This window comes from Ensifer sp. EB106-03-01-XG145, assembly GCF_058792075.1.
The window spans coordinates 1-1,271 of record NZ_JBYTEC010000068.1 but is presented as its reverse complement, the minus strand read 5'-3'; the positions used below and the strand labels follow the sequence as shown (position 1 = coordinate 1,271).

Below are 1,271 nucleotides of genomic sequence, written 5' to 3'. Positions count from 1 at the left end.
TGACCTGCCACTGCGAATTTCCTCCAGATTGGATTAGAGTCCGGCCCATTAAAGGACGGACGAATGAAGAAGCAGAGATTTACGGAAGAGCAGATTATTGCGGTGCTGAAGGAGCAGGAGGCTGGCGCGAAGGTGGCCGACCTCTGCCGCAAGCACGGAATTTCAGAAGCAACGTTTTATAATTGGAAAGCCAAATACGGCGGCATGGAAGTCTCCGAGGCGAAGCGGCTGAAGGCGCTTGAAGACGAGAACGCGAGACTGAAGAAGCTGTTGGCCGAACAGATGCTGGATGCAGCCGCACTTCGCGAGCTTCTTGCAAAAAAATGGTAGGGCCTGCCGCCAAACGCGACGCCGTCGCGCATCTGAAGACCGTCATGGGTCTTTCGGAACGGCGGGCCTGCCAGATTATATCTGCGGATCGGAAGATGGTGCGATATCGGTCCTGCCGACCGCCGGAGGTAGAATTGCGGGCGAAGCTGCGCGACCTCGCCAATGAGCGACGGCGTTTCGGATACCGGCGACTGTTCGTCCTGCTTCGGCGGGACGGAGAGCCGTCCGGCGTCAATCGCATCTACCGGCTCTATCGCGAGGAAGGTCTTTCCGTTCGCAAGCGCAAAGCCCGGCGGCGTGCGGTCGGCACGCGTGCGCCGATCCTGGTCGAGGCGAAGGCCAATGCCCGCTGGTCGCTGGACTTCGTGCATGACCAGTTTGCCTGCGGCCGACGCTTCCGCGTCCTCAACATTGTCGATGATGTGACGCGCGAATGCCTGGCGGCGATCCCGGACACATCCATCTCCGGTCGACGTGTCGCCCGAGAACTGACGACGCTGATCGAACGACGCGGCAAGCCAGGAATGATTGTCTCCGACAACGGCACCGAACTAACGTCGAATGCCATCCTTGCCTGGTCGAAGGATCACAAGGTCGAGTGGCACTACATCGCGCCGGGAAAGCCGATGCAGAACGGCTATGTCGAGAGTTTCAACGGTCGGATGCGCGACGAGTTGCTCAATGAAAGCCTGTTCTTCGGCCTCGATCATGCCCGTAGCGCCATTGCTGAATGGGCGGACGATTACAACCATTTCCGGCCTCACTCATCGCTCGGATACAAAACCCCGGCAGACTTTGCCGGGACCATCGCCGCAACCGGCTCCAACGCTGCGCAAGATGAAAGCTTCGCGCTTCCGCCGGTTGCTCACACCGCGCCACTTGGCGTATTCAGAACCGCCGGGGCTCTAGTCGCTGCTGGGTGAAAGTTCCGTGGCAGGTCA

At 59.6% G+C, this 1,271-nt stretch carries 1 protein-coding gene; it reads left to right on the top strand.

What is annotated here, in order from left to right; genetic code table 11:
* Positions 1–63: 63 nt before the first annotated feature.
* Positions 64–1,253 (top strand): IS3 family transposase gene (locus AC3WWH_RS34760; protein ID WP_089046335.1). Its coding sequence is split into 2 segments (ribosomal slippage): positions 64–316 and positions 316–1,253, totalling 1,191 coding nucleotides; the frame shifts between segments, so codons are not numbered across the junction.
* Positions 1,254–1,271 lie beyond the last annotated feature (18 nt).